The sequence below is a fragment of the Phenylobacterium sp. genome, assembly GCF_046590535.1.
GTDB lineage: Bacteria > Pseudomonadota > Alphaproteobacteria > Caulobacterales > Caulobacteraceae > Phenylobacterium.
In genome coordinates, this window is record NZ_JBKJTG010000195.1 from 1 (window position 1) to 7033 (window position 7033).

Below are 7033 nucleotides of genomic sequence, written 5' to 3' on the forward strand. Positions count from 1 at the left end.
GATGCCGTCAGACCAAGCGTAGCCGACATCGGCGCCGACGTACCAGCCGCTCAGCCAATCCTGAGCCATTGCGCCGGGAGCGCTCGCGCAGAACGCGACGGCGGCGGCGCCCGCCAGCAAACGTATTTTCATCGTGAAACCCCTGTTGCCCGGGCGAGTCAGAGCCGGCTGGTGCCGATCATGATTTCGCCAATTGAGGCCATAACGCGCTAGACGCGGTTTTGGGTGTTGCCGCCCTGCAACACCTGCCTCAAATCGAAGTATTGACCGCAACTGCATTGTGGAACCCGTCCGGCGGCCGGGGCCCGCAGATCGTGAGTCTTCCATTCCACTTGCTCTGTCGGGGAGGCGACACCGGGCGATATCCACACCCGTCTCCGGAACCCGCGGCCCTGTCCGAGGTTACCCGCCTTGAGGCGTCACTCTCTCGTCGCCTCGTGCTGCGAGCGCCCCCCAGTCGAACCCTGGGGGGCGTTTTCGTATCTAGCGCGGCAGCACGAGGGCGGGATCGATGGGCCGGGCGCGCTCCAGGGGTGACGGGGCGTAGCGGACCTCGAAGTGCAGCTGGGTCTCGGGAACTCCACCGGTGGCGCCGGCCTGGCCGATCTGCTGCCCCTGATTGACCCTTTGCTGCATCTTCACGTCCACCCGCGAGAGGTGGCCGTAGGCGGTGACCCAGCCGTCCGGGTGCTTGATCAGCACGAGGTTGCCGAAGCCCGGCACCTGGTCGCCGGCATAGACCACGTCCCCGGCCGCAGCGGCGCGGACGGAGTCACCGGCCCCCGCGCGGATATTGAGGCCGTCATTGCGCTGGCCAGCCGCCTTCGGGCCATAGGCGGAGATCACCTCCCCGCGCACCGGCCAAGCGAAGCGGCCACGGCCCATCTGCGAGATCTGAGCGTCGCCCACCGGCGGGGCGGCGACGGGGGCGGCGCGCGGCGGCGCGGACGGGCTGCCCGGCAAGGTGGAATAGGGCCTGGGCGAGGACGGCGTCGGAGGCGGAACCTCCTGCACCGGCGGCGGCGCCGGGCGTGGCGCCTCGCGGACCGGCGGGGCGGTGTAGACCGGGGGCGCGGCTGCGGGGGGCGCGGCTGCGGGGGGCGCCGCGGGCTGCGGCGGCGGAGTGCGGACCGGCGGCGGCGGGGTGCGGCGGGTTGGCGGGGCAGGCGCCGGCTCGCGCTCGGCCTCCGGCGGCGGGGCGACGGCGACGCGGGCGGTGGTGTTGGTCGGGCCCTTATCCTTGAAGCCGGCCGGCAGGCGCAGGCGGCGGCCGGAGCGCAGGGTGGCGGAGCGGGCGATGTCGTTCTCGTCGGCCAGGGTCTGGGCGGTGACCCCGAAGCGCCGCGCGATGGCGCTGAGGTTGTCCCCCTGCCCCACCACATAGGCCCTGGCCTTGGTCTTCGGGCCCTTGAGGTCCTGGCCGGGCTGGATCACCGAGGACTTCAGGTCATTGTCGTCCTTCAGCTGATCGACGGTGGTGTCCAGCAGGCGGGCGATCTTCTCCAGATTGTCGCCGGACTTCACCTCGTGGGTGCGCGACGGGCCGTCCACCTCCACGACCTTGCCGGTGACCGACCTGGTGGTGACGGTGCGGAAGGTCGGGGCCGGCGGGGCGCGGCGCACGGGCGCGGCCTGCGGCTCAGGGTCCGGCTCCCGCGGCCGGGCGGCGGCCAGTTGCTCCAGCGGGCGGGATTCTACAGGGGCGGTGGGGCGCGCCGTCTCCGGCGCGGGCTCTGCCTCGGCGACCGGCGGCGGGAGCGGCTGCGGCGCGGGTGCGGGCGCCCGGGTGATCGGGAAATTCGGGGTGAGCACATCGGAGGGCGCGCTGGCGCAGGCGCCGAGCGCCCCTGTGGCCGCGAGGATCAGGGCCGATCGCTGGAGGAAGTGCGTCATCGCCGCTCCGAATTGGACGTCTAGAATCAGTGGGGCGTCGGGGGGATTTTGATGGAAGGTCGCCACCCCGGCCAACCCGCAAACCGCCGCAGGACCAAAGCCTTCGGGAAACTCAGAGTTCTCGCGCCACCCCATCCAGCAGCGGGACGAACCTGACGTCGGTGAGCGCCTCGACCTCGAACCCGCCCTTGCCGTCGCCGGTATAGCGGCGAAGGCTCTGGACCGGACCCTTGCCGATCGGCGCCACGAGCACCCCCGAGGGCTTCAACTGCGACAGCAGAGCCTTCGGCTCATCCGGCGCCGCGGCTGTGACCATAATGCGGTCAAAAGGCGCCTGCTCCGGCCACCCCTCGCCGCCGTCGCCGAAGCGGGTGATGATGTTGGTGAGCCCCAGGATCTTGAAGCGCGCCTCGGCCTCGCGCATCAGCGTGCGGTAGCGCTCCACGGTGTAGACCAGCCGGGAGAGCTTGGAGAGGATGGTGGTTTGGTAGCCGCTGCCGGTGCCGATCTCCAGCACCCGCGAGCGGGGCTCCAGCTTCAGGGCCTGGGTCATCAGGCCGACGATGAACGGCTGGCTGATGGTCTGGCCGCAGGCGATCGGCAGGGCCGAGTCCTCCCAGGCGCGTTCCTTGAACAGGTCCGGGGTGAAGGCCTCGCGCGGGGTGGTCTCGATGGCGTTCAGCACAGCCGGGTCGCTGACCCCTTGCGAGCGCAGGGCCAGGATCAGGCGCGCCAGCCGGGTTTCGTCGCTGTCCTGGCGCCTGGTCATGCTCAAGCCTTCGGCGGCGCCCCGCCCAGGACCTGCTTGAGGTCATGCAGGGCGGCGGTGTGGGTCAGGTCGATATGCAGCGGCGTCACCGAGATGCGGCCCTCATATAGCGCGCGAAGGTCGGTGCCCTCGGCGGGCTTCGACCGCTCCTGGCGGAAGCCGACCCAATAGTAGTCGCGGCCGCGCAGGTCGGTGCGCTTTTCGGCATGGCGCACGTGGGCGTCGCGAAAGCCCTGGCGGGTGGCCTCCACCTGGGTGATGTCGGCGATGGCGGCGTGCGGGAAGTTGACGTTCATCACCACGTCCTTCGGCCAGCCGATCTCCATGAGCCGGCGAATGATCCCCGGCGCGAACACCTCCGAAGGCTCGAAGAGGTCGTCGTCGTGGTCGTAGCTGCCCATCTGCGACAGCGCGATACCGGGGACGCCCAGGGCCATGGCCTCGATGGCGCCGGCCACGGTGCCGGACATGGTCACGTCCTCGGCCAGGTTGGCGCCGCGATTGACGCCGGAGAGCACCAGGTCAGGCGCGGCGCCTTCCACCAGGTCGCGCAGGCCCAGCATCACGCAGTCGGTGGGGGTGCCGGTGATCGCGAACCTGCGCTCGCCCACCTTGCGAACCCGGATCGGCTCGGCCAGCGTCAGGGCCCGGCTGGCGCCCGACTGTTCGTACTCAGGCGCGCAGATCCAGATGTCGTCGGTGAGTTCGCGGGCGATCTTCTCAAGGGCTATCAGCCCCGGCGCATGGATGCCGTCGTCGTTGGTGAGCAGGATCCTCAACGATCACCGCCGATGTGGGTCAGGCCCGGCAGGTAGGGGTGGAGCGCCTGGGGGATGGCGATGCGGCCGCCCTCGTCCTGGTAGTTCTCCATCAGCGCCACCAGGGTGCGGCCGACGGCGAGGCCGGAGCCGTTCAGGGTGTGGACGAAGCGCGTACCCTTTTCGCCGGCCGCCTTGGTGCGGGCGTCCATGCGGCGGGCCTGGAAGTCGCCGCAGTTGGAGCAGGAGCTGATCTCCCGGTAGCGGTCCTCCGATGGAATCCAGACCTCCAGGTCGTAGGTCTTGCGGGCGGAAAACCCCATGTCGCCGGCGCAGAGCAACATGGTGCGGAACGGCAGCTCCAGGCGCTTCAGCACCGCCTCGGCGCAGCCGACCATCCGCTCGTGCTCGGCCTCGGACTGTTCGGGCGTGGTGATGGAGACCAACTCCACCTTGTTGAACTGATGCTGGCGGATCATGCCACGGGTGTCGCGGCCCGAGGCGCCGGCCTCGGAGCGGAAGCAGGGCGTCAGCGCGGTGAAGCGCAGGGGCAGCTGCTCCTGCGCGGTGACCTGCTCGCGCACCAGGTTGGTGAGGGAGACCTCGGCGGTGGGGATCAGCCAGCGGCCGTCGGTGGTGTGGAACAGATCCTCGGCGAACTTTGGAAGCTGACCGGTGCCGAAGGCGGCCTCGTCGCGGACTAGCAGCGGCGGAGCGACCTCCAGGTAGCCGTGCTCGCGGGTCTGGACGTCGAGCATGAACTGGCCCAGCGCCCGCTCCAGCCGGGCCAGCTCGCCCTTGAGCACCACAAAGCGGGCGCCGCTCATCCGGGCGGCGGCCTCGAAGTCCATCAGGCCCAGGGCCGCGCCGAGGTCCACATGGTCCTTCGGGTTGGCGATGGCGGAGGATTGGCTCCAGCGGCGGACCTCGACGTTGTCGGCCTCATCGGCGCCGGCGGGCACGTCCGGGGCCGGCAGGTTGGGGAGGCTGGAAAGAAGCAGAAATCGCAGGCGACTCGCCTGTTCTTCATCGGCCGCCGCCTCGGGAATGGCGGCCCGTTCAGCCAGCAGGCGCTGGGCTTCTGTCTCTTCTTTCCTGGCCTTGGCCTGGCCGATCAGCTTGGCCAGTTCGTTCTTCCGCGCCTGGGCGGACTGGGCCAGAGTCTGCTGCTGGCGCACCGCCTCGTCCAGGGCGAGGATCTCGGCGACCTTGCCGGCGAGGCCCTTCGCCGCCCAGGCTTTCTCGTAAAGCTCAGGGGTTTCGCGAATGGCTCGGATGTCGTGCATGGCGCCGGCTTTGAGGGATGAGCGGCATTCTCTAGAGCGCGTCGGCGGGGACGCCAAGCGCTGCCCTCCCGCGTCTGATCGAATACGGCCACGCCTGCCGTTGGGGACTGCCCGATGCTCAGAGCGCGGACCGAATAGCAACCAGAGATTGAGTTCTTGGATTGATACGCCACGTGGGCGCGATTGGACTGTGTTGGCTTGGCTTTAGACTTGGGCCGCGGAAACAACTCATGGTGAAGCTTGTAGACAAACGTCGCATATCAACGTTAGGACTTCAGCGGGAAACGGCGATTAGGCGCCGTTGGGGGAGTTTTACAGCATGGCTGACCTGGGCAGTTCGGGCTCGTCGATTTCCTATGGGACGGCGGCTGACGACCACCTCAACGGGGGCGCCGGCAATGACCAGCTCTTCGGCCTGGGGGGTTCGGACAAGCTGAACGCCGGGGCGGGCGCTGACACCGTGGATGGCGGCGCGGGGTCTGACCGGGTGAGCGGAGACTCCGGCGACGACGTGGCCGTTTACGCGGTCGGTGAGAACGCCGGCGCTTCAGACGTCTACGACGGCGGCTCGGGAGTCGATGTGCTGCGTCTGGTCATGACGCGGACCGAGTGGCTGAGCGCCGCCGTACAGCAGGACGTCGCGGGCTATCTCTCCTTCATCGCCGCCGCCACCAATCCCAACAACGGCCAGGCCTCCAACGCGGAGTACGTCTTCCGCGCCTTCGGACTGAACGCCTCCAAGTTTGAGCGGCTGGAGGTGGTCGTCGACGGGGTCACCATCGATCCGCGCGACCAGGCGGTCGTGCTGGGCGCCGATGCGATGGTCGCCAGCGAGGACGCGCCGAGCCTGGCCCTTGATGTCCTGTTGAACGACAGCGTCCCGGACCTGGTGGCCTCCCTCAGCTTCACGCAACCCGCGCACGGGACGGCGACGCTGGTGGCCAGGACGTCCGGCGCCGGCGCGGGCGCGGAGACGGCGAAGTTCGTCTACACGCCCAGCCCCACCCACTGGCAGTACCTGGCGGCAGGGGAAACCGCCACCGACAGCTTCACCTACAAGGTGACCGACGCGGACGGCGACCAGCAGACCGCGACCGTCACCGTCACCATCACCGGCGCCAACGACGCCCCGACCATCACCTCGGCGGTTTCCACGGGCGCGACGGTGGAGGACGGCGCGATGTCCGCCGACGGCGTCATCGCTTTCGCCGACGTCGACCTGAGCAACAGCCATGCCGTGACCGCGACGCCAAATGCGACCGGCTACCTCGGCGTCTTCTCCACCGCCGTGACCAACGCTTCGACCGGCGATGGCGCGGGCGCGGTGGGCTGGGCGTTCACGGTGGACCCGGCCACCATCCAGCATCTGGCGAAGGACCAGGTGGCGACCCAGCTCTACACCGTCACCGTGGCGGACAACCACGGCGGCTCGGTCCAGCAGGTTGTCGCCGTGACAATCACCGGCACGAACGACGCGCCGACGATCAGCGCAGCCACGACGGCGACCGGCGCCGTGACGGAGCGGGCCGATGGAGCCTCGGACGAGAACACCGCCACCCTGACAGCGTCGGGCGCGGTGGCCTTCGCCGACGTGGACCTGACCGACACCCACAGCGCGACGTTCACGCCGGCGGGGCCGGGCTATATCGGCGCCCTGACTCTAGGAACGGTGGACCAGGCTGCGAACACCGTCGGCTGGACCTTTGCAACGGCGGACGGAGCGCTGGACTTCCTGGCGGCGGGCGAAACCCGGACCCAGACCTACGTTCTGACGGTGTCCGACGGCCAGGGCGGCAGCGCCAGCCAGACGCTGACGATGACCCTGACGGGATCGAACGACGCCCCCACCATCACCTCGGCGCTGGCGACCGCCGCCACGGTAGAGGACGGCGTGATGTCCGCGGCCGGATCGGTGGCGTTCGCCGACGTGGATCTTGCCGACACCCACACCGTTGCATCGGCCGCGCAGGCCAATGGATACTTTGGAACCTTCGCCGCAACGGCGTCCGACGCCGCCACCGGCGATGGCGCCGGGAGCGTTGGCTGGACGTTCTCGGTGGACCCGGCGACCATCCAGCAGCTGGCGAAGGACCAGGTGCTGACCCAGCTCTACACGATCACGGTCGCCGACAATCAAGGCGGCTCGGTGCAGCAGGTCGTGGCGGTCACCATTACGGGCGCCAACGACGCGCCGGTGGCCGGCACGGACACCCTGACGGGCGCCACCGAAAACCAGACGCTGACCTTCGACGTGCTGGCCAACGACACGGATGTGGACGCCGGCGCGCAGCTGACCCTGGTGTCCGTCACCGGACCGCCCGGCAAGG

5 protein-coding genes are annotated in these 7033 nt (G+C 69.5%); 1 reads left to right on the forward strand and 4 read right to left on the reverse strand.

What is annotated here, in order from left to right; all coding sequences use genetic code 11:
- Positions 1-483 precede the first annotated feature (483 nt).
- The 4 genes from ACLL81_RS11545 to serS form a co-directional block, all read right to left on the reverse strand.
- Positions 484-1893: a peptidoglycan DD-metalloendopeptidase family protein gene (locus ACLL81_RS11545; RefSeq protein WP_411288490.1), complete on the reverse strand. Its 1410-nt coding sequence runs from the start codon at positions 1891-1893 to the stop codon at positions 484-486.
- Positions 1894-2005: 112 nt separating this feature from the next.
- Positions 2006-2662: a protein-L-isoaspartate(D-aspartate) O-methyltransferase gene (locus ACLL81_RS11550; protein WP_411288491.1), complete on the reverse strand. Its 657-nt coding sequence runs from the start codon at positions 2660-2662 to the stop codon at positions 2006-2008.
- Between the two features lie 2 nt (positions 2663-2664).
- Complete coding sequence (surE, locus tag ACLL81_RS11555) at positions 2665-3441, reverse strand: 5'/3'-nucleotidase SurE (RefSeq protein WP_411288492.1); 777 nt, start codon at positions 3439-3441, stop codon at positions 2665-2667.
- A complete protein-coding gene (gene serS / locus ACLL81_RS11560) occupies positions 3438-4706 on the reverse strand; it encodes a serine--tRNA ligase (RefSeq protein WP_411288493.1) in 1269 nt (422 codons plus the stop codon). The genes surE and serS overlap by 4 nt, the downstream gene beginning before the upstream one ends.
- A 319-nt stretch (positions 4707-5025) precedes the next feature.
- On the opposite strand from serS, the gene ACLL81_RS11565 reads away from it, so the two are divergent.
- Positions 5026-7033: beta strand repeat-containing protein (locus ACLL81_RS11565; RefSeq protein WP_411288494.1), on the forward strand; the 2008-nt coding region annotated here is incomplete at its 3' end.

Coding starts and splice junctions, on each gene's coding strand:
- serS (WP_411288493.1), bottom strand. CDS start 4,706: ATGCACGACATCCGAGCCATTCGCGAAACCCCTGAGCTTTACGAGAAA.
- ACLL81_RS11550 (WP_411288491.1), bottom strand. CDS start 2,662: ATGACCAGGCGCCAGGACAGCGACGAAACCCGGCTGGCGCGCCTGATC.
- ACLL81_RS11545 (WP_411288490.1), bottom strand. CDS start 1,893: ATGACGCACTTCCTCCAGCGATCGGCCCTGATCCTCGCGGCCACAGGG.